Raw genomic sequence first — 25,259 nt, 5'->3', positions numbered from 1 at the left:
TCGACAGATTCGGACTTATTGAGCTAATTCACGGTTCCAACGGTCTGTCCATGTCTTGATATTGTCATTCACAAACTTCATATCTAATTTCAATAGATGATTAACAATATCCGCACCATAAGTAACTCCTACTGCTTCTTCTGCAGTCAGAACTACTTCGGTATTTACTGGAGAATCAACTTTGTTCTTCGCTGACTTCTCTTGGACTTCTTTACTCAGATGCCAGTTAATAAATTCTTCAGCTAACTCTTTATTCTTGCTGCCTTTAACAATGTTTACTGTGTTCATAACCGCATAAGAACCTTCTTTAGGAGAGACGAATACAGCATCAGGAACCGCTGCTTTCAAATCCTTCATATACATTTCCATAATCGGTCCACCAGCAATCTCTTCCTGGGAGAACATATTGACGAACTCCGACGTTTGACCATAATATTTCACAACACCTGGGTTCAACGCTTTAAGTTTCGCAAATGCTGCATCTTCGTTAAATCCTTTGCTTCCTGCAACCATCGACGCTGCATTAACAAACATCGGACCTGCTGTAGTTGTAATATTCGGAGTGGTTACGTTATTTTTAAATTCATCACTCCATAGATCATTCCATGAAGTAACAGGTTGTTTGATTAATTTAGGATTGTACGCAATTCCAAGACGTCCAATGGTAAAGGCTGGGCCGTATTCTTCACCTAGTGGTGCTTTGGCAATATCATAAATTTGTCCCACATTAGGGATTTTACTACGATCTATTTGCTCAAAAAGATCTTCATTAATAGCTTGCTGCGCATAATAATCAGACAAATACACAACATCTACATTCCCGCTACCTTGGCGAATCTTATTCAATCGTTCTGCATTATTCCCAATTTCAGTCACAATCTTCACATGATGTTCTTTCTCAAAAGGGGCATACACTTCTTTATTAAAGAAGTCTTCCGAGAATCCCCAAGTAGAGATCACTAACTCTGTTGGTGCCGTTTTACCTTGACCGTTGTCCCCTTTGTTAGCTTCATTATTCGTATTTGCATTCCCGTTCCCGCAACCCGCCATCAAGAGGCCTGCCATTGTTAAGCTAAGAATGGATCCCATTACTTTTTTCATTTTCATTTCCCCCATATTCATTTTATTTAATTAGGCAATTTCTATTTTTTTAGCAAAAAAAGAAAAGCATTCTTGTTAGACAAGAACACTTTCCTTTGTAAACAAAGTGAAGTGACACCCGTATTTCTGTTCAATGGTCTTCTCCTTAGATAGATCCAAGGAAAAAATCCTACTTATAACAATCATTATCTACTCATGTAATATAACGTTAGTCACTGCCCATTGCGTTGTACCATCATAATCACGAAGTACAACTTCAATTGAAAGCCCAAGTTCCTCTTCTAACTTCTCACGAAGTCTCTTCTTATATAAGAGAGACATTCGGAAGTCGACTTCCAGCTTCAAGCCAGGAGCTTCGCCTTCCAATGCAGCCGATCTAGGAGACCGACGATGCTTCGCATAAAGAGTCACGTGATTCTCTTCAATAGATATTCTTAGTAACGTGGTTCCAAACCCAAACAGTTCCTTTGAAATCTCATTATAAATATGAGAAATCCTCTTCTTGCTCTCATTACTATCCAAAAGCGTCATTTCATCACCTTCAAGAGAACTTTTGTGTAGAGAAACATCGTTTCATTTCTCATTGAATAACGTCTCCTTAGATAAGTGTATTTATCTCAACAAAAATTATTATACATAAATTAAGCCACTCAAGCAAGGAAAAACCCATAATTTTATCGATTTTAAGAGCAGAACACGAACTATTAATTTAATTAAAATGTTAATATTCGGATTTATGTGATATCTATATCCTTTAATATGAATCATAATAATTACGCACCTCCCCACTACGTTCACGTATGATAACACCTGCATCGGGATACTCTAAAAAGTGTCAAAGCCTATAGATTTAGAAAAGGAGGGAATCAGTTGGATCATCAAACAGAAGATCAAGTACGGAACAAGATCAATAAAGACGGAGATTCTCTAGCAGAAATAAAAAAAATGGAGAATGGCGTAGATATTGAACCCGAAGCTGATGAGTGGGTCGCCAAACCTGTAGCCTATAGTGATACGGAGTCTAAGAAAGATTAATCTCCATCACAATGAACAATAAGACCACCACAAGCTTGGGAACTACCTCTTATATAAGAAGTAATTCTCGCTCGGGGTGGTCTTTTCTAACTTTTAGACTCATTAGATTCATATCTACTGTTTATTGATTGCTCCCTTCTTGGTACTTTATTTCCTTGTACTTCCCAGGCCAGAATGCGAATCGACCACACAATGTTGTAATTGCTGGTACTAGGAATGGACGTACAATGAACGTATCCATCAGAACACCAATAGCCGTCACAATCCCAAATTGAACTAACGCTTGTATAGGTAAGGATGCCAATACAGCAAATGTACCCGCTAGAATGATCCCTGCAGATGTAATGACTGAACTCGTCTCTCCTACCCCTTCTTTAATAGCTTGTTTCAGGGGCATCGTTTTACGCTTCTTCCAAATGCTAGATATCATGAAGATGTTATAGTCCTCTCCTAGAGCTACTAAGAATACAAAGGAATACAACGGGATAGCCCCTTGGATCGCATCCGAACCAAGACCATAATGTATAATAATCCATCCCAATCCTAACGCTGAGAAATAGGACAAGATGACTGTCGCTACCAAGTAAATGGTCGCTACAATCGAACGTAGATAAATCAGTAATAGTAACGTAATTAACACAATAACCACAGGTATGACAACACGTGTATCTCGATCCGTCGCTTCCTTTGTGTCGTACTGTGTAGCAGTCTGCCCACTGATCCACACTTTATCGGTAGGTGCACTAATACCTGCGTCTTTCAACGATTGTTCTGCTACCGTACGTAATTCTGGAATATGATTCATAGCTTCGATGGAATATGGATTCATAGACAATTCAAGATCGTATGCAACGATCATTGGATTCTGTTCACCTTGTACGGGTTCAGACACTTTAGACACGTAAGGTAAGGTAGCTAACTGCTCACCCAAGGCTTCTTCCTTACCCTCTGTATCGACCATGACCTTCACAGGGGCTAACTCACCAGGTGAGAACTGTTTACCAATCCGGTCGAACCCTTCCCTTGAAGCCATATCTTTTGGAAAAGAAGACATAATGTCATAGGTTGTTTTCACTTGTGTTGAGAAAACAGCCAAACCTCCGAGAATAATGACCGTAATTATCACGATGGTCCAAGGTTTAGTGACGACTAAATGACCCAAACGGCTTTCTTTCGGCGCTTTAGGAGTGGGAGCAGGTTTTCCTTTCTTGCGTGCATGTTCAACTTCCATTTCGTGTGTCCGTGGAATGAATGGATAGAAAGAGACACGACCTAATATAGCCAGTATAGCAGGAACTAGCGTTAAGCTTGCGATCCCCATGACTAGAATAGAAACACCGAATGGTACCGCGAAACGATGGTAAGTACCATACTTAGCCAACAATAGAGTGAACAAAGCCAATACAACGGTAAAACCACTCATTGCTATAGCTCCTGAGGAATCTTTTATGGATTCAAATAAAGCCTTGCCTTTGTTTTTTTCACTTTTAAGTACATGACGAAAATGGGAAATAAGGAATAGACAGTAGTCTGTTCCGGCACCAAATAGTAGCACCGTCATAATAGATATGGCTTGACTATCTACAATAATCCACCCTTTATCCGCCATAAATCCAAGGATTGGACTAATGGCACCGTACGCAAATCCAACAGCAATCAATGGGATTAGCGCTAGAATAGGTGACCGGTAAATGAATAACAGAATTACTAGCACCAATACGACCGTTCCTAACAACAGCTTAAAGTCAGCATTCTTGAATAATCCTGTTGCATCAATTGAAATACCTACAGGACCCGTAACCCGAGCACTTAACTCACTTTTGTTATCTTGTTTCACTTCAAATGGATCGCTTCCTAAGACATCCTTCGCCTGTGCTTTAAGTTCCTCTACCCCATCCTTTAACTGATCACTATCCATACCTTTATTAAATAACACCGGCGTTACTAAGGTACTCTGATCTTCTGAAAGGAGAGTCTTTATCGCAACCGGAGGCATCTTGTCAAATGGTGGGACACTCTCTTGGTGCGGTACAGGGTTAGCTCCCCACTTGGCAAATAACTGTTGTATCCCTGAGATATCATCATCTGTCATACCCCCATCACGATGCCATACCAGAAGGGCAGGAATCCCCGTATCGCTTGAAAATTCCCGATTTGCTATTTCTTCGGCTTGTACTGAAGCCACATCATGATTCAAGTTAGGCGAGTTATTAATCTCTTCACTACCTATACTTGGCCAGGCAACAGTAAGAACACCTACAACCATAATCCATACTAAAAGTGTAATCCATTTCGTTCGTTTACCGGCAACCCATCTGCCGAATCCAGCCTCTTGTTTCATTGAATAATCCTCCTTGAACCCTTTACTTAAAACTTAAAACACGTGTAATGAACAACGGGTCAGTGTATAATAATTAAGTATAGATATAATTATATATACCGGAAGGTTAATTATCAATTACTTTTAAAAAATAAATTAAAATTTTATCCATTTGGAGGATATAACATATATGAAACAACCATCAAACAAATCCAACACCAATCGTACACCAGGGCGTCCGAAACGTTCAGAAATAGATTTACCCATGGATCAAATGATATTACAAATCGCATCTAACCTATTCATGGAATACGGTTATGAAGCCATATCCTTACAACAAATCGCCAAGGCATGTGGTGTAACGAAAGCATCGATCTATTACCATTTCGAGAGCAAGGCACAGTTATTCACTGCCTCCGTAACCGCCATGACAGGTATGGCACGAATGCATACGAAGGTTATTATGGAACAAGAAGCTCCTCTACTGAATCGGTTGCGACAACTAGCTGAGACAAAATTGGCCAAGTCACATGGAGATTTCGAGACCATCATGCGTGAAGCAAGACCTTCACTCTCTCCTGAACAAGTACAGGCTATCATGTCCTCTGAAGAAGCTATTAACGACATACTCATTGCAAGCTTCCAACAAGCGATGGACCATGGCGAAATACGTATCGCGGATACCTTATTTCTTGCTCATACTTTCTACTCCCTACTTATGGTGGGTAACCGCCAAATTCATGCAGACTATAACCTTTCATCTGCCCATTTAGCTCATCAGATTATTGATTTATTCTGGCATGGTATTGCACCTGAGTGATTGGATCAGCAGATATCAAAAAAGAGTACGCCACTGGTATTACCCAGTGCGTACTCCTTTTGTATGAACATCTAACGTTCCATTACACGACATCATCCATCGATTGCGAAAATTGACTGTTGTACAGGTCTGCATAGAAGCCACCCTGATTCAATAACTCTTCATGGCTACCTTTCTCAATGACACTGCCTTGATTCATGACTAGAATTAGATCAGCGTCACGAATCGTAGATAATCGGTGTGCAATCACGAAGCTTGTTCTGCCTTTCATCAGCTCATTCATGGCTTTCTGAATGTGGATTTCTGTACGCGTATCTACGCTACTCGTCGCTTCATCTAGAATAAGAATTGACGGGTTGGCAAGAATGGCCCTCGCTATCGTTAGAAGTTGCTTCTGACCCTGAGAGATATTCGATGCTTCTTCATTCAGAATCGTGTTATACCCATCTGGAAGGGTACGAATGAAGTGATCGGCATGGGCTGCTTTGGAAGCCTTAACGATCTCCTCTTCCTTAGCTCCTTCGCGACCATACGCGATATTGTCACGAATGGTACCATTAAAGAGCCAAGTATCCTGAAGTACCATACCGAACTTACTGCGAAGATCGCCACGCTTCATATCCGCAATATTCACACCATCGATCTTAATTGCCCCACCATTCAATTCATAGAAGCGCATCAACAGATTGATGAGTGTCGTCTTACCCGCTCCTGTCGGTCCTACAATAGCAATAGTCTGACCTGGTGATACGTCAATATTCATATCTTCGATCAGAATGGCATCTTCTTTGTATCCAAACTTCACATGTTCGAATTGTACCGTACCCTGTGGGTATTGGATCGTCTTCGCATTCTGAAGTTCTGGCACTTCTTCTTCCTCATCTAAGAGTTCAAATACACGTTCAGCAGATGCTATTGTCGATTGAATAACGTTAGCTATGTTGGCCGTTTGGGCAATAGGTTGTGAGAACTGTCTCGTGTATTGAATAAAAGCTTGAACATCCCCGATGGTAATCTTCCCGTTTGTGACAAAGATCCCACCGACTACACACACCAATACATATCCTATATTACTAACGAAACTCATTAACGGCATAATCAATCCAGAAAGGAACTGGGCTTTCCAACCGGAGTGGTATAACTTCTCATTGATTTCGTCGAAATCCTTCATCGATTGCTCTTCGCGTCCAAACGCCTTCACAATCTTATGTCCTGTATACATTTCCTCGACATGTCCATTCAGATCACCAAGAGACTTCTGCTGTCCCTTGAAATACTTCTGTGATCGAGTAGCCACACCTTTAACCACAAGCACACTTAATGGCAAGGTGATAATCGTGATAAGTGTCAACCATGGACTAATCGTCAGCATCATGACAATGACCCCAATAATGGTAACCACCGAAGTAATAAGCTGGGTTAAACTTTGTTGCAATGTTGTGCTGATATTATCGACATCATTCGTAGCACGACTCAGAATTTCACCATGTGTCTTGGAATCGAAATACTTGAGCGGTAAGCGAGTTAACTTGCTATTAATCTGCGTCCGCATATCAAGCACAACTTTCTGAGCGACTCCTGCCATTAGATATTGCTGCATATAACTGAATAAGGCACTAATGATATAAAGTATACCTACAAACATTAGTATGTCCGTTATCGCACCGAAATCAATGTTTATATGTGGCACACCATCAACCATTTGAAACCCTTTGAATAGAATCGTTGTGGCTTCGCCTAGTTTCTTCGGGCTATATATACTGAAGACCGTACTCAATGTTGCCATTAACAATATGAATAGCAATGTGATCTTTCGGGGCTTTAAATATTGAACTAATCTTTTTAAAGATCCTTTGAAATTCTTGGCCTTCTCTCCTGGCATAACCATTCCTGGGCCACCTGGTCCGTGTCCTCTTCTAGGTCCTGGGCTAGGTCTATTCTGTTGTCTACTCTCACTCATGCGCTCTCCTCCTCTGACAACTGTGAGGATACAATCTCACGATACACATCACAGGTAGCCATCAACTCATGGTGTTTACCTATTCCAACGATACCGCCTTTATCCAACACGATAATTCGATCCGCATCCATCACCGTACTTACTCTCTGGGCTACTAAGAGCACAGTGGCATCCATAGTTACCTCTTTCAATGCTGCACGCAGCTTAGCATCTGTCTTAAAGTCGAGGGCTGAGAAGCTATCATCAAAAACGTAGACCTCAGGTTGCCGAACTAATGCTCGCGCGATAGAAAGTCTTTGTTTCTGTCCACCGGAGACATTACCGCCGCCTTGTGCAATATCGGATTCAAATCCGTCCTTCATATTGGTTATAAATTCAGTAGCCTGCGCTATTTCAGCCGCACGCTGTATTTCTTCATCACTAGCATCTTCCTTACCGTAACGAATATTATCCGCAATGGTACCCGTGAAGAGCACTGATTTCTGTGGAACGAAGCCAATCTTAGCTCGTAGTTGCTCCTGTGATAGCTCTCGAACATCTACACCATCGATCAACACTTTCCCACTTCCAACATCATAGAAACGCGGAATGAGACTCAATAAGGTCGATTTACCTGATCCCGTACCCCCTATAATGGCAGTCGTCTCGCCTGGACCGGCTTCGAAGGATATATGTGAGATTGCTGGCTGCTCTGCGCCAGGATAATGGAAGGTCACATCCTCAAATGAGAGGTAACCACGCTCACGGTTGGTTTGCTTAGGTTGGACTGGATCGTTAATTTCTGGCGCCATATCCAATACCTCATTAATACGAGTCGCCGAAGCTGAAGCTCTCGGAACGACTACAAACATAACTGAAACCATAATGAGTGAGAACATAATTTGCGCTGCATATTGAATAAATGCCATTAATGAGCCCACTTCCATATTACCTTCACTAATACGATTGCTACCGAACCAGACAATGGCAAGTGTGGAGAAGTTCATCACTAGCATCATGATTGGCATCATTGCAGCCATAATCTTATTCACTTTAATCGCTGTGTCCGTTAAATCTACATTGGCATCGTTAAAGCGCTTCGTCTCATAGTTCGTACGATTAAACGAGCGAATCACTCGCATTCCCGTAAGATTCTCACGTAAGACACGGTTCAATGTATCTAATTTCACCTGCATAGCTTTAAATAGTGGTAGCCCCTTTAGCGCTATAATGGCGATGGCTCCAACAAGTACAGGAATAACGACAACAATAACAAGCGATAATTTAGCATCTTGATTGACGGCCATAATAATACCACCAATACACATCAATGGCGCACTAATCATCATGCGAAGAAGCATAATGAGCACCTGTTGAACTTGGTTGATATCATTGGTTGTTCTTGTGATCAAAGAAGCTGTTCCAATCTTATCGAACTCCTGTAGGGAGAAGTTCTGTACATGATTGAACATCTTACTACGTAATCGTTGTCCGAATCCCACAGATATACGGGACGAGAAATAGCTTGCTCCAATGGAGCAAATGGCTCCAATGGCTGCAATCAGAAGCATGACACCACCAATTTTCCAGATATACGGTATATCACCGCCTCTGATCCCTTTATCAACAATATCAGCCATCAATGTAGGCAAATACAAATCAGATAAAGATTGTATAAAGACCAATGACAGCACGAATACGATCGGAAGTCGAAAAGGTCTTAAATTTCTAAATAATTTCATCATATGTTATTCATTCCTACTTTCTGTCTGACGTACATCCACCTGCTCATAGTAGTGATGAGCTTTAATGAGTAAGTCTACCAGTTGATTACTTTCATCTTCGCCTAAGAACTGTATTAATCCATTAAAAGAAGCTTCTGTTACCACCATCGCTTCTTGAATGACCTCTTTCCCTTCAGGGCTTAGCTTAATTAGAACCGCTCTTCGATCATTCTGATCCATCATTCGTTGGATGAACCCTTTTAACTCTAGTTCTTTAAGTAACTGCGTTACTGTCGGAGACGTAACATCTAGAATTTCACTAATTTCAGAAACCCTTAAACCATCTGGCTTCAGCTTTCCCCTCTTCTGTAAACAAAACATAAGCATCATTTCACTAGGTTTGACACCTTTAATTGCACGATGATTGAACCCGGCTTTGTTGAATTTCTTAATGGCTACGAACAATTTCTCAGCAGTTACATTTTCCATTACAATACGCTTTTCACCTCTTCGTTATTTCAAATATATTTAGTTAGGTTACCAATTAATTAGTATACCTATGTATTATAAATATCATTAAACTTATATGTCAAATGTTGCATACGGTTTCAAATAAGAACAAAGTATGTACCTACTTCGTACGACTATTCTCCATCAGTATTTTTTGTGTGAACTGAATCCACTCCTGTGTAGCGAACGACTGATAGCGTTCCTTACGCCATATCATACCCAGTTGCCACGGAATAGCTGGATGAATGAGCGGTACAACGTTAATCCGTGTCTGGTCAACTTCATGGCTGATGGTCTCGGGTAGCAGGGCTATCCCTAAATTAGCCGCAACCATACCACTGATTAAATCCCACTGCGAGCTTTCATAGACGACATGGGGTTGGAAACCTAACCGCACACACTCCGTAATAATACGATCATGTAATGCGAAATCTTCGCGAAACAGTACGAATAACTCATTCTCAAGTTCTGACAAAGAAACGCTGTCTCTCCCCGCGAACGCATGTGTAGGATGGACAAGCAACATTAAATTCTCTTGTACAAAAGAAAAGGAATGAAATAATTCATCATCTGTAGGTAACACGGTCACACCGATATCTAGAAGTCCACTCTCTACATCGAGTTCGACTTTCTTAGCACCATCTTCAAAGATCCGAATGCTTATATCAGGATACTTCTGATGAAACAATCCAATGACTTCAGGGAAGAAGCTAGAGCCAATCATGGGTGGTAAACCTATACGAATATGACCCTTTTTAAGATTCTGAAGATCATGTAATTCGGAGGAAAGATTCTGAAATGAATTCACAATGTGTTGGCCTTGTTCGAACATGATTTTACCTGCATCGGTTAATTCAATCTTTTTACTGGATCGGTCAAATAATATGATTCCCAATTCCTCTTCAATATTCTTGATCGTCTTACTTATCGTCGGTTGGGTTATATATAGTGATTCGGCTGCTTTGGTAAAGCTTCTGTAACGAGCCACTTCCATGAAGTATTGCAGATGACGTATATCCATTATTAATCGCTTCTCCTCTTAGGTGTATCATAGATAAATTGAATGGTAATCATTCTTTATATTCATTTTACCTATGAAAGAAAGTGATGTAAAATTTTCATATAGAATGAAAGGGGATGAAAACATGATGAATTTGATAAAGGGAATCCTTCAAGTAGCGGCATTAATGGCATTCTCCATGGTAATGAATCCATTGGCTAGCTGGCTTCATATTCCAGTGCCTGGAAGCATCTTAGGCATTCTAGTCATCTTCATCTTATTGGAAGCCCACATTATCCGTATTGAATGGATTGATATCGGTGCGAAATGGTTACTTGCAGAGTTACTTCTCTTCTTCGTTCCCGCAGCTGTCGGAATCATGAAGTATATTCCTATGCTTCAAAGTGATGGTCTACGTATCGCCATTGTAGTCCTGATCAGTACGTTTATTGTCATGGCAAGCACAGGCCTAATGGCAACCATAATATCAAAGAAAAAGGAGAAACGAGCAGCATGATGATCGGAATGTTATACCTAGCGCTCACTCTTGGCATTTATTATTCAGCTAAAAAAATCTATTCCATATGGCCTAAAGTATATCTTTCCCCATTATTAATTACACCCTTGCTGATTATTATCTTATTGTTATCAGTAGGTGTTCCATATGAATCATACAATAATGGCGGCAAATATCTCAGTGACCTACTACAACCTGCAACCGTAGCATTTGCGGTTCCTTTATATAAGCAGTTCAAGGTATTAAAAAAGCACGCCGTCGAGATTATCGCAAGCGTACTGTTTGGTTCTGCCGTAGCTATGATCTCATCCGTATTTCTTGGGAAATGGATGCATTTGAGTGGTTCACTTGTGGCAAGTCTTATGCCACGATCCATCACTACACCTATTGCTATTAACGTATCTCAAGTCGTCGGTGGTGTTCCCAATATAACAGCGGTATTCGTCATTATTACAGGACTGTTCGGCACAATTATTGGACCTTCCGTATTGCGAATCTTCCGAATCGAGAATGAGGTAGCACGAGGTGTTCTTCTCGGTACCAGCGCCCACGGAATGGGTACTACGAAAGCCTTCGAGTTGAGTGCTCTAAGCGGTACCATTTCCAGTATCTCCATGATACTAGCCGCTCTCTTTACGCTTGGCATGGCACCTTATATGATGAACATTCTATTAATGCATTAATACTCTTCATACTGGTGTCTTGAAAATTTAGTCCTGTAGGATGCCCACTACAATGACGCACCGGATTGCCTTTACGTCATTCATATTGTATCGTTATTGGTTTACCCAGGGTTGCGGATTCTAATGCAGCACAGGTTATCACTTGCGTCTTGAAGGCATCCGCATAATCGGAGCGTATCCGGGAAGGATCGCCGGTACGTATCGCATGTATGAACGCTTCGCTCTCCAGTAAATAAGGGTTTGCAGGATCGGTATATTCTGTACTCACTTGTGGTGTCACAACCTTCAACCGGTTAGGATTCCAATCTAACATGCCTTCGCCTGTATAGAACGTAAGGCCTGTCCGATCTACGCCGCCTGGAAGGACACAGGTGTTAGAAATGTTAGCAATGACCCCGCTCTTTAACCTCATCGATACTGTACCCACATCGGGTACACTTACATAATCATGTTGCTCATGCATCACTCGATTCCCGTACATCGCGTATACTTCTTCCACTTCACCTAAACAGTATCGTAGAATATCGACAATATGTGTCGTTTGTTCAATGAACTGCCCACCAGATCCATTCTGTTGTCTCCACCAAGCAACGCCTGGCATGCTTCCCATCCATTGACCCACAGCCATACCTACTTGCTGCTCACCGAGTAGTTGTTTCATTTGATTTACGGTTTTTTTGTAACGAAAATGATATCCAACAGAAGTGATTAGGGATTTGGCATTAATTTGTCTCAATAATTCGCGAGGCAACTCCGTATCTGTCCCCAACGGTTTTTCCACTAGAAAGGGAATACCTCGATCAATCAAGAGTTTCTCGATTTCTCCATGCGCCATCGGAGGTACACAAATATAGACAGCATCAAGCTTCTCTGCTTCTAGCATGTCTACCACACGACCATACCCAGTGGCGCCGTAGCGCCTTGCCATCTGCTCTCCCTTTTCCAGACTACTCCCACATATGGCTTGAAGAGATACATCATCCATAGTTGCCATATGATCTGCATGGACTTGACTGAACCAACCTGTTCCAATAATCCCGATACGTAATGACTGCATTATGCCACCCCTTCCAATTCCGAATATGAAGATAACAATATTTTTAAACCATAAGATACTTTCTAGTATGCCTACGTCAATGCCTGAATTCAAGTTGCTTACGGATGTCATCTGCCTTCAGGAGCCCTTCTATCCCTTCCACTCTTCAGGTAATAAGCTTTGATATTGGCGTTGCATGAAACGATCATCTACTAGCATTAGAATGCCTGTGTCTTGTTCTGAGCGAATCAATCTGCCTCCCGCTTGCTGCACTTTATTCATACCTGGATATACATAGGAATAGTCGTATCCATTCTTACCGATCTCATTGAAGTAATCCTTGATTAAGTCTCTCTCCAGTCCTATCTGAGGCAGACCCACCCCCACAATAGCAACACCGTTCAATCGATCCCCCTGTAGATCAATCCCTTCCGAGAAAATCCCCCCTAACACAGCAAATCCGATGAATGTCTCTGTGTTGTCCGCTCGAAAAGAAGCTAAGAATGCCTCTCTTTCCTCCTCAGCCATGCCTATCCCCTGTACAATGGTCGTCAGGTCACCGTTATCCGTTATAAATGGCTCATAGATATCATGTAAATATTGATAGGATGGAAAAAAGATCAGATAATTTCCTTTCTTCTCCCGTACCATCTGACTCAATAAGAGCACTAATGCATCCTTCGTCTTCTCACGATCTCGGTATCTCGTGGATAAGGGCTCAATTCGAACATCTAATTGTTCGGGATGGAATGGAGAAGGTACCGTTACACTATAATCATCGTCTCCCGCTCCAAGCATATCTCGATAATAATGAAGAGGAGATAACGTTGCAGAGAAGAATATCGTTGAACGAAATCCTTTAACCGCTTGAGCAAGCAGAGCTGATGGATCCATACAGAACATTTTGATGATGACGCCAGTTCGAATAATTTCAGCATAGGTTACATACCGTTCATCATATAGCTTAGAAATTCGAATCATATTTTGTGCAGCAAAATAGGTATCTAAGAGCAACTGGCGCGACTCCAACTCATCTTGTCCAATTCTTTGAAGTTCCAGTTCTGCTTCTTGAACAAAGATCTCCAACCCTTCTAAAAGCTCATTCGGAGGTTCATTCCACAACTTCCGTTTAGCCTCTCCACATTCCTTTTTCAACCGAATAAAATTTTGATTCACCACACGAGATGCGTCATACAAGCGATCATTCTTCCCCTTATATCCTCTCTGAAGCTCTAGAAATGCCATTTTCCCTATCGAGGCTGAGAACATCTCCCTCCCTCGGTCTACTAAATTATGAGCTTCATCCACTAGCAATACAGTCTTTTTCTTCTGCTCTTCGAACAATCGCTTCAATGATACTCGCGGATCAAAAACATAATTGTAATCACAAATGATAACATCTACGGCATAGGCTACATCTAGTGAGAACTCAAAAGGGCATAATTGATGCTTGCGAGCGTAACGCTCAATCACCGGTCTATCCATTAACGTCTCATTCGACAGAATGTCCATGATCGCCCCGTTAAGACGGTCATAATATCCTTCTGCAAATGGGCAGTCCTCTTTACGACAAGAGACTTTATCTTGGAAACATATTTTGTCCTTTGCCGTCAACGTCACAGTCTGTATATAGAGTCCTCTCGATTGCATTAACCCAAATGCTTGTTCTGCAGCAGTTCGTGTTGTAGTTCTAGCCGTGAGGTAAAAAATTTGCCGAAGTAGCCCTTCTCCGATTGCCTTTACGGATGGAAACAACGTTGACAGTGTCTTCCCAATACCTGTAGGTGCTTTTGCAAATAACTTCTGCCCTTCTCTAATGGTCTGGTATACAGCCCCAGCTAACTTTCTCTGTCCCTCACGATAGGTGTCAAAAGGAAAAGGCAATGATCTAATGCTGTCATCTCTACGAAGGGCATTATCTATCCTTAAAGAAGCATAAGGACTATAGTTACTCAGCACCTCCATTAGCACAGACTCTAACTCAGAAAACGTATAGGTTCGTATGAACCTCTTCTCTTCACCTGTCATCACTTGAATATACGTTAATTGAATCTTCATTTGACCTAATCCTTGTTCTTTCGCTACCATATAGGCATATAGTTGTGCTTGCACCCAGTGAACTTCGTGGCCTTCTTCCAAAAGATTTATATCCGAAGAAGTTGATTTGATCTCGTCAACCATTAAACCTTCCTCTAAGAGGAGTAGCCCATCACATCTTCCCTCAATAACAAAAAGGATATCATCGAATAGAATCTCTGCCTTGAGGGATACTTCTTTCAAATCACCATCTTTGTAGGCTTTCTGAATTTGTTGATGAATTCTAGTACCTTCATGGAACGCAGTCATCGTGCGGAATCCAGATTCGATATCTCCGCTACGATAGACATACTCAGCCAAAGGTCTAACTGATATTCTCACCTGTTTCTGCTCGTTGCCTGACGCTTCCAATAGGATCACCCGTTCCCATATGTATTTCATTCATCATAACATGAATAGGCCTTTGTGATTAGATGCTCTTATATCAATAATAAATGCTCGAAATGATCAACTTAACGTATTAATGTGTTGAAGTGATACAGAAAAAGTGTATAATTCTTAAAAACAGAGAAAAAGTTTCAATAGAGGAGAGATTTTAAATATGACATTTCTACATGTAAGTGAGCCTGATGAAGTGAACGCTAAACAATATGTAAACCGTGTCTTTGAAACTGTGCAAAAAAGAAATCCCAATGAAAGTGAATTTCATCAAGCAGTAAAAGAAATATTAGATTCTCTTGTTCCCTCGCTAGCTAAACAACCAAAATACATGAATGCCGGTATTCTGGAAAGACTAGTGGAACCTGAAAGACTAATTATGTTCCGAGTACCTTGGGTAGATGATCAAGGACAAGTCAGAGTTAACCGTGGATATCGTGTGCAATTTAACAGTGCCATTGGTCCTTATAAAGGTGGTCTTCGCTTCCATCCTTCCGTTAACTCAAGCATTATTAAATTCCTTGGATTCGAGCAGATTTTCAAAAACTCACTTACCGGATTACCGATTGGTGGAGGAAAAGGCGGATCAGACTTCGATCCTAAAGAAAAGTCAGATAACGAAGTCATGAGATTCACACAAAGCTTCATGACAGAACTTTATAAATATATCGGTCCTGATACCGATGTACCCGCTGGTGACATTGGTGTTGGCGCTAGAGAAATAGGTTACATGTTCGGACAATACAAAAGAATTCAAGGTGGTAATCAGGCTGGAGTTCTTACCGGTAAAGGAATTGGCTATGGCGGTAGCTTAGCACGTCCTGAAGCAACAGGTTATGGTACTGTTTATTTTGTAAATGAAATGCTACAAGCTCAATCACTTCAATTAGAAGGAACTACTGTGGTAGTCTCCGGTTCAGGAAACGTGGCCATCTACGCGATCCAGAAAGCAACTCAATTGGGTGCAAAAGTCGTTGCATGTAGTGACTCTAACGGATATATCTATGATCCTGAGGGAATCCATTACGAAACTGTACAAAGGCTTAAGGAAGTCGAAAGAAAACGAATCAGTGAATATGTGAAGGAACACCCTAATGCTAAGTATTATGAAGGTTGTCAGGGTATCTGGTCTATTCCTTGTGATATTGCACTCCCATGTGCTACACAGAATGAGATTGATGAAGAATCCGCTAAATTGCTCGTTAAGAATGGTGTAAAAGCTGTAGCAGAAGGTGCGAACATGCCATCTACCCTTGCAGCTATTGATGTATTTTTGGAGAATGGTATTCTATTCGGACCTGCTAAGGCCGCAAATGCGGGTGGTGTTGCCGTGTCTGCTCTTGAAATGTCACAGAATAGCATGAGATTATCTTGGACCTTTGAAGAAGTCGATGCCAAACTACATCAGATCATGATCAACATCTATAAGAGCAGTGCTGAAGCAGCTGAAACTTATGGATATCCTGGGAATCTTGTTGTTGGAGCTAATATTGCAGGATTCATCAAAGTGGCTGATGCTATGTTGGCTCAAGGTGTCATCTAAGCGTCTTATACACTTGGTGAGGAACTTATAACCAAATAACGCCCCAACCTTAATAAGGCATCCTACTTACCTTCTATTCGTATGTAGGATGCCTTATTTGTGTATTTCCGATGCAAGTTACTGAATATCAAATGAATCGACAACCCTAGTTTTGACATCTACTGACTCCGAGAGCATAATTATGATTGATTGTATTTTTTTCATTTAGAAAGGAAGTCACTCATGTCTTGGTCATCTGTAAGAAGGCTTCTACTAAAGCCTTTCGTTTTGTTCACCATTATTTTATTGCTAAAGGGATATTTAGCTTGGGCTGTGACCTTTGGAGACTTGTTACCTTGGAAAGTGCTAATTACCGAACTTCCCTTCATATGGCTATTATTTAGTCTCGTTGAATGGTTCGCTAGCAAACGTAAATTAACCTGGTATATGATTTTTAACCTTCTTGTTACAGCCATATTCTTTGCAGTCATTATGTATTATAAATATTATGGTGTCATCGTGACCTATCATGCACTTGAACAAGTGAATCAAGTAACGGCTGTAAGTAACAGCGTCTTCTCACTTCTTGCTCCTTATTATTTATTTATTTTCACTGACATTATCCTGTTCTTCATTCTTTCCTTTCGTCACACGAAGTTTAAACAATGGAAACGTCATACCGCGCATAAAGGAAGCAAGCGAGTCATGTCGATATTATTTATTCTATCGGTAGTTCTGTGTCTCTTTAATATCCTTCCAAATCGTGCAAGTATGAATGAAATTACAAAGGCACAGGAGATGGGAATCCTTAGTTATGAGGCCTATACCATCTTCTCTAAAGATAAGACCGAACCCATTCCAATGGAGAACATTTCGCAGGATTTGATCAATTCATTGAAGAAAACAACTGCACCCATAAAACCTACCTTTTGGAAGTCTGCTCAAGGAAAGAACGTCATCATCATTCAATTGGAGTCATTTCAGAATTTCTTGATTAACTTGAAGATTGATGGTCATGAAATTACACCTAATATGAATAAATTGGCTAATGAGCATTTTTACTTCCCTAATTTCTATCAACAAGTTGGGCAGGGTAATACCTCTGATGCCGAATTTATGGTGAATACATCTTTTTATATCCCTGCAGTAGGTGCTGCTACACAGAATTATCCTGATAAGCAATTGCCGAGTCTTCCCAAACTGTTAAAAGAATACGGATATCAGAGCGCCACCTTCCACACGAACAATGTGGAATTCTGGAATCGCCGAGAATTATACGAAGCCCTTGGATTCGATAAATATTATGCTCAAGAATTTTTTGAGGACGAAGATGTTGTATTTTTCGGAGCTACAGATGAGGTCTTGTATCATAAGTCGGCAGCCAAGTTACAAGAGATGGACCAATCGCAAGATCCTTTCTATGCGCAAGTCATTTCTATGACAGCACATCATCCGTTCTCTATCCCAGAAAATAAATACAAAATGACATTACCCGAACGTTATGAAGGTACCTTCGTAGGAGATTACATTCGTGCTCAGAATTACGCTGATTATGCGCTTGGATTGTTCATCGATGACCTGAAAAAGAACGGTGTATGGGATAATAGCATCATTCTCACTTACGGAGATCATATGGGTCTACCTATGTATTCTCTAGAACGTGATGACGAGAAACTCATGGAGGAAATTTACAGACATGAATATAGTTACAAGGATATGCTTAATATTCCACTCGTCATAAGTGGAACTGGAATCACCTCACCTCGTATCCTTGAACAGATCGGTGGTCAAGTAGATCTTTTACCAACCATAGCTAACTTAGTAGGTGCCTCGTTAGATTCTCAGATTCATTTCGGGCAAGACATGTTGAACCAGAATTCTAACTTACTACCTGAAAGATACTATCTCCCTACTGGGTCTTTCCTGAGTGACACAGCCCTCTTCGTCCCAGGGAACGGATTTGAAGATGGAACTCATTATCCCCTCGGAGATTCCACTAAGCCTTCAGAAGGCGTAACAGAATCCGAATATGAGCGTGCTCTAGAGTTACTCCACCTCTCAGATAGTTATGTTACGCAATTACCCGATCGTAAAAAAGAACAACAATAATCATCATCTTCCATCCATAGCAGGTGTCCTTAAGTCATAAGAATGGCTAAGGACACCCTTTTTTATTCCATCCCTCAGCATTTCACGTCTTTCCACCCCTAAAAAACATATAACTAAATAATAACGAATTTTTACGGTAACGTTTTCTTTTATGACAAAATTTTATTTACTTTTATTAAATATTCAATTATGTCTTGATATTTAACGGAAATAGGATTATAACAAAAGTAGCTAATTTAAATAACAAAACGAAAACAAAAATTAAATTTTCTCTGAAAAGAAAGGAATATGCCACATGAAAACTTTATCACTAACAGGAATTTGGCAACTTCAAGACAATCTCGGACTTTCAATGCAGGAGGTTCAGGTACCCGGGTCAGTATATACCGATCTACTTCAAGCCGGAATAATTGAGGATCCTTACTATCGTGACAATGAACAGAATGCTAAGGACGTTATGCGTCAAGAGTATCGCTACTCACGTAGCTTTGACGTATCTGAAGATCTTTATCAAAACGATTGCTTAGAATTAGTATGTGAAGGACTAGATACACTTGCAACCGTTCACATGAATGGCCAGATTGTAGCCCATACAGATAATATGCACCGTACCTATAAACTTGACGTTAAACCCTTCATCCAACTTGGTATGAATGAAATCATTATCTATTTCCATAACACACTTGAATATATCGCACAGAAACAAGAGGCATCCCATATGTGGGGTGTAGAACACGCGGTTGATGGATTTCCTCACATTCGTAAAGCCCATTCCAGCTACGGATGGGATTGGGGTCCACAATTACCTGATGCCGGAATCTGGCGAGATATTTATATAAACGCGTATAACACAGGACGGATTCAAGATGTATATATGACTCAACATCACACGCAGGAGCAAGTCGAACTAGAAATTCGCCTTGAGCTTGCATCATGGAAAGCGCAACAGTTGAATGTTGAAGTATCCGTTACAACACCTGATGGCTCGATCATTCGTTCTAGAAATCAAGCTGAGCATGGTATCCAGAATTTGATGATGACCATCGACAACCCACAACTCTGGTGGCCTAATGGCTATGGCCATCAACCTCTCTATAACGTTGTCATTGAACTCTTTGATGGAGACATTCAAGTCGATCAACAAGATTACACCATAGGATTACGGACAATCCGCGTTAAACAAGAACCTGACACATGGGGCGAAACGTTCGAATTCGAGATCAATGGTGTCTCCATATTTGCTATGGGTGCCAATTATATTCCTGAAGATAACCTATTGCCTAGAACGTCCGTAGCTAAGACGGAAGGTCTTATTCGTGACTGTATTGAGGCGAATTTTAACTGTATTCGCGTTTGGGGTGGTGGCATTTATCCAGATCAATCTTTCTACGATCTGTGTGACCGCTACGGGCTCATCGTATGGCAAGACTTCATGTTCGCTTGCGCGGTATATGATTTATCAGAGGAATTCGCAGCCAACATCAAACAAGAAGCGATCGATAATATTCAACGTCTACGTCATCACGCTTCTCTAGGAATGTGGTGTGGCAATAACGAGATTGAATCCGCCATTGTGGATTGGGGTTTCCCGAAGACCGATAAGATGAAAGAAGATTATATTAAACAATTCGAAGTACTCCTTGCAGACGTAGCTGCACAATACGATCCTAACACCTTCTATTGGGCTTCTTCACCCTCTTCCGGTGGTAGCTTTGATAATCCAAGCGATGAGAACAGAGGCGACGCCCATTACTGGGATGTATGGCATGGCCTGAAGCCATTTACTGACTATCGCTCGTTCCACTTCCGATTCTGTTCTGAATTCGGTTTTCAATCTTTCCCAAGCTTGAAGACGATTGAGAGTTTCACTGAACCTGAAGACAGAAATATCTTCTCCTATGTCATGGAACGACATCAGAAGAATGATGGTGCGAACGGCAAAATCATGTACTACTTAGCTCAGAATTTCAAATATCCTAAGGATTTCTCATCCCTTATTTATGCTTCCCAACTATTACAGGCAGAAGCGATGAAATACGGAGTAGAACATTGGAGACGTAATCGTGGTCGCTGTATGGGAGCCATCTACTGGCAACTGAATGACTGTTGGCCGGTGGCTTCTTGGTCGAGCATCGATTACTACGGTCGTTGGAAGGCACTTCATTATTTCGCCAAAAGATTCTTCTCACCTATACTTCTCTCCGCTTGCGAAAAAGGTAAGAAAGTATCCCTTCATGTATCCAATGAAACGATGAATTCCTTCCAAGGAACCCTGTCTTGGAGACTTCGTAGCACGACATCAGGATTAGACCAACAAGGGTCTCAACAGGTTGACGCACATTCACTCAGTTCTACATCTGTGGTTGAACTTGACTTCTCCTCACATCTAACGGAGGAAGAGATGCGCTCTGCTTATCTAGAATATCGCTTAGTGAATACGTCAGACGATATTGTAAGTGAAAGTGTCCTTATTTTCACTGTCGCCAAACACTTCCACTTAAAACCGGTAACGATAGCTACCGAATGGACTGAGCAAGAATCGACATTTGAGCTTACATTAACATCTCCGCAACTTGCGAAGTACGTGGAATTAGAATTCGCTGAACTAGATGTCAAATGGAGTGACAATTATTTCGACTTATGTCCGGATCAGGTGAAGAAGGTAACTTTGCGTAAAGATCGATTGCCATCATCTGTAACCCTGGAGACACTTCAATCGACCCTCTACATTCGTAGTGCTGTAGATATGGCAGAGTAACACAAGAATTGGATACAGCCCTAAGAAAGAGGTAGACATATGAACAGTCTAAATGAATTTATCGGTGGAATGACATGGGGGTTCACTGGCATTCGAGGCACTTGGAATAATCCAAGTGCTGAACATTCCATGGAGGAAATGGCCCGTACGTTAGGTGTGAATTGGACCACGATCGCTTTCTCAGCCCTACAGAAAACCGCACATTCAACTGAAATTATGTATCAAGATGAACCAACCGTTACGGATGAAGAAGTAACATGGGCCATTCAAAAGGCACAATCCCTTGGCTTACGAGTCTGCTTAAAGCCCATTGTTAACTGTGCCGACGGGACTTGGAGAGCTCATATTAACTTTTTCGATGTTGATGTCCCATGTGAGCCGAAATGGTCTGATTGGTTCGCATCCTACACTCGATTTATTCTTCATTACGCAGCTATGGCTGAGAAATTAGGATGCGACATGTTCTGTGTGGGCTGTGAGATGGTCCAGACGGATCGACGTGAGACCGAGTGGCGTCAGCTTATTCAAGATGTTAGACAAGTGTATTCGGGGATTATCACGTATAACTGCGATAAGTATCAAGAGAATCAAGTGAAGTGGTGGGATGCTGTCGATGTGATCTCATCTAGTGGTTACTATCCGATTGACCGTTGGGAAGAACAGCTTGATCGTATCGAACCTGTTGTTCGGCAATACGACAAACCTTTCTTCTTCATGGAGACGGGATGTCCAAGTCGCACAGGATCTCCATATCTTCCGAATGATTGGGAGCTTCAAGGAGAACCAAATGAAGAGGCCCAAGCTGATTTCTATCGGACGATGTTTGAACACTGCAACAACCGAGATTGGGTGCAGGGATATATGTTATGGGATTGGCCTGCTCAGTTATATCCTCCAGAGAAAGCTTCTATTAATGATGATTACTGTCCTTACGCCAAAGCATCCGAGAGTATCATTCAACGTCAGTATGAATCTTTTTTGAACCTCCCACGACTAAAGTCGCTGGATTCCTACTCTAATACTCCGATCGGAGTAAGGTAAGTAGGCTATCCCCGTAGTCCCTACGGTTTTCTTTTTTATGCGGAAAGAAGTCTTTTCGCTTCTTGAAGAATATTGATGCTGGCATTGTGGTCTCGTTCCTGATGGGTTCCGCATTGCGGACAGTCCCATTCCCGAAGGATAGCTTCTTGGCTTCTTTGTACTGAAATCCGCAACATGAACACAATTGCGAAGACGGAAACCATGGACTCACCGCCACAATTTGTTTGCCATACCATTTCGCCTTGTATTCCAGTTGTCTACGGAACTCAGCCCAAGACACATCTGCGATACTTTTGGCTAACCGATGGTTCTTGATCATATTGGATACTTGTAAATCTTCTATAGCAATGAGGTCGTGGTTTTTGACCAATGCCGTTGAGTGTTGTTGCAAGAAGTCCATTCTGGCGTTACCAATTTGTTCGTGAATTCGGGCTACCTTGATTTTTTGCTTATACCAATTCGAAGAACCCATGGTTCTTCTGGACAACGTGCGTTGTTCTCTTTTTAATTTTTGTTCCCTGTTTCGCAGGAAGTGTAGATTATCGATTGGTTTCCCTTGACTTAACACTGAAAATTGTTTAATACCTAAGTCAATGCCGACTTCCTGATGGGTTTTGAGAAATGCTTGAATGTCTACTTCAGCTACAATGGACACAAAATACTTCCCTGATGGATTCCGTCTAATCGTAGCATTCAAAATGCGTCCATCCACTTCTCTGGACTTGGCAAAGCGAACCCATCCTAACTTAGGCAGTTTGAGTTGGTTTCCCTGGACAGCAATGTTCCCATTGGTCATTTTGGTTGTATAGGATTGGATCGGATTCTTTTTACTCTTAAAATGCGGTATTCGATTTTGCTTTTTATAGTAACGTGTATAGGCATCATGTAGATTTTCCACTGATTTTTGTAAAGAGATGCTATCCACTTCTTTTAAGAAAGGATAGTGTTGCTTTAATTCTTTTAAATCTTTGATCGAAGTGTACTTATGAAAATAAGCGCCTTTCCAATTATTTTGAGGTAGCTGTCCATTTTGAACCATTAGTTCGCAGATATTCCAATAGGCATCTTTTTGCTGTTGCTTGCTTAAGAAAAAGTTAAACACAAAGCGAGTACATCCTAACGTTTTATGGATTAAGATGATTTGTTCCTTGGTTGGATAGATACGAAATTTAAAAGCTTTGTGATGGTTCATCATGTACACCCTCTTTGGTTAATATTACCTTAATTATAGAACATATGTACTGATTTAGAAAGACAAAACCATTTTAATTCATCTCATGACTGAAGTCACGAGTGTTCTCAAAATCTTTTATAAAATAAATATGTAGGCGGGATTCTTATGAATATGGCAAATCAAGTTACACCATGGATATCTGACATAGAGCGAGAATTACAAGAAAATATACTAGCTTTCTGGATGAAGAACACCTTAGATCATTCACAAGGAGGTTTCCTAGGCGAGATCAAAAAAGACCTCCAAGTTGTAGAAGGAGCTGAGAAAAGTCTTGTACTGAACACCCGTATTCTCTGGACCTTCTCTGCTGCATATCGAATCTATAAGAATAACGATTACTTGACTATGGCAGACCGTGCCTATGAATATATCATAACCAACTTCATAGATCAGGAACATGGTGGACTTTTCTGGATGCTCACAGCTGACGGTAAGCCTGCAGAAGATAAGAAACAGGTCTATGGTCAGGCCTTTGCCATCTATGCCTTATCCGAATATCATCGAGCTACTGGGCACGAAGAAGCCCTATCACAAGCTATCCTATTGTTCCATGTTCTTGAGAAGTATAGTTATGACCCTGTTCATAAGGGGTACATAGAAGCTCTTTCTCGCGACTGGCAAATCACAGATGACTTGAGCCTCAGTGATAAGGACCTGAATGAGAAGAAATCCATGAATACTCACCTACATGTGATGGAGGCTTATACTAATCTATTACGTGTATGGTCCTCTACTGTTCTATCTACGAAGCTTCAAGAATTAATAGAAGTGACATTAGATCATATCGTAGATCCTGTTACGAATCACTTCCTATTATTCTTTGATGAAGAATGGCATGTGAAGTCTGACCACATTTCTTATGGACATGACATTGAAGGCAGTTGGCTGTTGCTAGAAGCCGCAGAAGTCTTAGGTAATACAACAATACTAGAACGCACGAAATTAGTAGCGATTGCTATGGCAGAAGCTACTTACAATGAAGGTATCGACCCTGATGGTGGCATTCTGAATGAAGCCAATGCTACAGGACTCCTCGATACCGATAAAGACTGGTGGCCACAAGCTGAAGCTATGGTCGGCTTCTACAACGCTTATCAAATGACCGGTGACGTCAAGTTTGAACAAACTGCTCGTAAGTCTTGGGAATTCATTCAGACATTTATCGTTGACCATGAACATGGTGAATGGTTCTGGAGTGTCAACCGCGAGGGTCTACCTAACTTAGAGAACTCCAAGGTCAGTCCTTGGAAATGTCCTTACCATAATGGAAGAGCTTGTATGGAGATGTTGGAGCGATTGAAGTAATACTCAATAACTCAACTTTCGCAGCTGGATAATCAGCTTACAACCTTAAGACTGTAAGAAGAATCTAATAAATTTATCCTTATTGACAAAAACACCTTGCTTGTTGGTATCATGGAAGTGTCGAATCAAC

Annotated in this window: 18 protein-coding genes and 1 pseudogene; 9 read left to right on the top strand and 10 right to left on the bottom strand. The window is 41.1% G+C overall.

Translation table 11 applies throughout. From position 1 onward, the window contains the following. Window positions 1-15: 15 nt before the first annotated feature. Both AC1D7X_RS15090 and AC1D7X_RS15085 read right to left on the bottom strand, forming a co-directional pair. Complete coding sequence (locus AC1D7X_RS15090; RefSeq protein WP_495456810.1) at window positions 16-1,101, bottom strand: ABC transporter substrate-binding protein; 1,086 nt, start codon at window positions 1,099-1,101, stop codon at window positions 16-18. A gap of 189 nt (window positions 1,102-1,290) precedes the next feature. Then, entirely contained in the window at window positions 1,291-1,632 is a 342-nt protein-coding gene (locus AC1D7X_RS15085) for a DUF2294 domain-containing protein (RefSeq protein WP_495456811.1), read from the bottom strand. Window positions 1,633-1,971: 339 nt separating this feature from the next. On the opposite strand from AC1D7X_RS15085, the gene AC1D7X_RS15080 reads away from it, so the two are divergent. Further along, window positions 1,972-2,136, top strand: coding sequence for a hypothetical protein (locus AC1D7X_RS15080; RefSeq protein ID WP_495456812.1), 165 nt, complete (start codon window positions 1,972-1,974; stop codon window positions 2,134-2,136). Between the two features lie 121 nt (window positions 2,137-2,257). On the opposite strand, the gene AC1D7X_RS15075 is transcribed toward AC1D7X_RS15080, so the two are convergent. Beyond that, entirely contained in the window at window positions 2,258-4,477 is a 2,220-nt protein-coding gene (locus tag AC1D7X_RS15075; RefSeq protein ID WP_495475536.1) for an MMPL family transporter, read from the bottom strand. A 169-nt stretch (window positions 4,478-4,646) separates the two neighbouring features. Between AC1D7X_RS15075 and AC1D7X_RS15070 the strand changes: the two genes are divergently transcribed. Beyond that, window positions 4,647-5,276, top strand: coding sequence for a TetR/AcrR family transcriptional regulator (locus tag AC1D7X_RS15070; RefSeq protein ID WP_495456814.1), 630 nt, complete (start codon window positions 4,647-4,649; stop codon window positions 5,274-5,276). An 82-nt stretch (window positions 5,277-5,358) separates the two neighbouring features. On the opposite strand, the gene AC1D7X_RS15065 is transcribed toward AC1D7X_RS15070, so the two are convergent. The 4 genes from AC1D7X_RS15065 to cidR form a co-directional block, all read right to left on the bottom strand. Continuing rightward, complete coding sequence (locus tag AC1D7X_RS15065; protein WP_495456815.1) at window positions 5,359-7,236, bottom strand: ABC transporter ATP-binding protein; 1,878 nt, start codon at window positions 7,234-7,236, stop codon at window positions 5,359-5,361. Next, window positions 7,233-8,960, bottom strand: a complete 1,728-nt coding sequence (locus AC1D7X_RS15060) for an ABC transporter ATP-binding protein (protein WP_495456816.1) — start codon at window positions 8,958-8,960, stop codon at window positions 7,233-7,235. Before AC1D7X_RS15060 ends, AC1D7X_RS15065 begins: the two co-directional genes overlap by 4 nt. A 3-nt stretch (window positions 8,961-8,963) precedes the next feature. Continuing rightward, complete coding sequence (locus tag AC1D7X_RS15055) at window positions 8,964-9,428, bottom strand: MarR family winged helix-turn-helix transcriptional regulator (protein ID WP_495456817.1); 465 nt, start codon at window positions 9,426-9,428, stop codon at window positions 8,964-8,966. Between the two features lie 142 nt (window positions 9,429-9,570). After that, the gene (gene cidR / locus AC1D7X_RS15050; RefSeq protein ID WP_495456818.1) at window positions 9,571-10,470 is read right to left on the bottom strand and encodes a cidABC operon transcriptional activator CidR; all 900 of its coding nucleotides are present in this window, start codon (window positions 10,468-10,470) and stop codon (window positions 9,571-9,573) included. Between the two features lie 124 nt (window positions 10,471-10,594). Between cidR and AC1D7X_RS15045 the strand changes: the two genes are divergently transcribed. Both AC1D7X_RS15045 and AC1D7X_RS15040 read left to right on the top strand, forming a co-directional pair. Then, a complete protein-coding gene (locus AC1D7X_RS15045) occupies window positions 10,595-10,966 on the top strand; it encodes a CidA/LrgA family holin-like protein (protein WP_495456819.1) in 372 nt (123 codons plus the stop codon). After that, on the top strand, window positions 10,966-11,649 hold the full coding sequence (locus AC1D7X_RS15040; RefSeq protein ID WP_495456899.1) for a CidB/LrgB family autolysis modulator: 684 nt from the start codon (window positions 10,966-10,968) through the stop codon (window positions 11,647-11,649). The genes AC1D7X_RS15045 and AC1D7X_RS15040 overlap by 1 nt, the downstream gene beginning before the upstream one ends. A gap of 76 nt (window positions 11,650-11,725) precedes the next feature. Here AC1D7X_RS15040 and AC1D7X_RS15035 read toward each other — a convergent pair whose 3' ends face one another. Both AC1D7X_RS15035 and AC1D7X_RS15030 read right to left on the bottom strand, forming a co-directional pair. After that, window positions 11,726-12,706, bottom strand: a complete 981-nt coding sequence (locus tag AC1D7X_RS15035; protein WP_495456820.1) for a Gfo/Idh/MocA family protein — start codon at window positions 12,704-12,706, stop codon at window positions 11,726-11,728. A gap of 129 nt (window positions 12,707-12,835) precedes the next feature. Next, a complete protein-coding gene (locus AC1D7X_RS15030) occupies window positions 12,836-15,163 on the bottom strand; it encodes an ATP-dependent DNA helicase (protein WP_495475535.1) in 2,328 nt (775 codons plus the stop codon). 160 nt (window positions 15,164-15,323) lie between these two features. On the opposite strand from AC1D7X_RS15030, the gene gdhA reads away from it, so the two are divergent. From gdhA to AC1D7X_RS15010, 4 genes are all read left to right on the top strand, one after another. Further along, entirely contained in the window at window positions 15,324-16,703 is a 1,380-nt protein-coding gene (gene gdhA / locus AC1D7X_RS15025) for an NADP-specific glutamate dehydrogenase (RefSeq protein ID WP_495456822.1), read from the top strand. 222 nt (window positions 16,704-16,925) lie between these two features. Next, window positions 16,926-18,791: an LTA synthase family protein gene (locus tag AC1D7X_RS15020; protein WP_495475534.1), complete on the top strand. Its 1,866-nt coding sequence runs from the start codon at window positions 16,926-16,928 to the stop codon at window positions 18,789-18,791. 295 nt (window positions 18,792-19,086) lie between these two features. Continuing rightward, on the top strand, window positions 19,087-21,549 hold the full coding sequence (locus tag AC1D7X_RS15015; protein WP_495475533.1) for a beta-mannosidase: 2,463 nt from the start codon (window positions 19,087-19,089) through the stop codon (window positions 21,547-21,549). A 39-nt stretch (window positions 21,550-21,588) separates the two neighbouring features. Next, a complete protein-coding gene (locus AC1D7X_RS15010; RefSeq protein WP_495475532.1) occupies window positions 21,589-22,590 on the top strand; it encodes a glycoside hydrolase family 113 in 1,002 nt (333 codons plus the stop codon). Between the two features lie 190 nt (window positions 22,591-22,780). Here AC1D7X_RS15010 and tnpB read toward each other — a convergent pair. Continuing rightward, window positions 22,781-23,785: pseudogene (gene tnpB / locus AC1D7X_RS15005) on the bottom strand (IS200/IS605 family element RNA-guided endonuclease TnpB); the annotation flags it as partial. A 144-nt stretch (window positions 23,786-23,929) separates the two neighbouring features. On the opposite strand from tnpB, the gene AC1D7X_RS15000 reads away from it, so the two are divergent. After that, the gene (locus AC1D7X_RS15000; RefSeq protein WP_495456826.1) at window positions 23,930-25,129 is read left to right on the top strand and encodes an AGE family epimerase/isomerase; all 1,200 of its coding nucleotides are present in this window, start codon (window positions 23,930-23,932) and stop codon (window positions 25,127-25,129) included. Window positions 25,130-25,259 lie beyond the last annotated feature (130 nt).

It is taken from the genome of Paenibacillus sp. Y568, from assembly GCF_059445545.1.
This window is presented reverse-complemented; position numbering and strand designations above follow the sequence as displayed.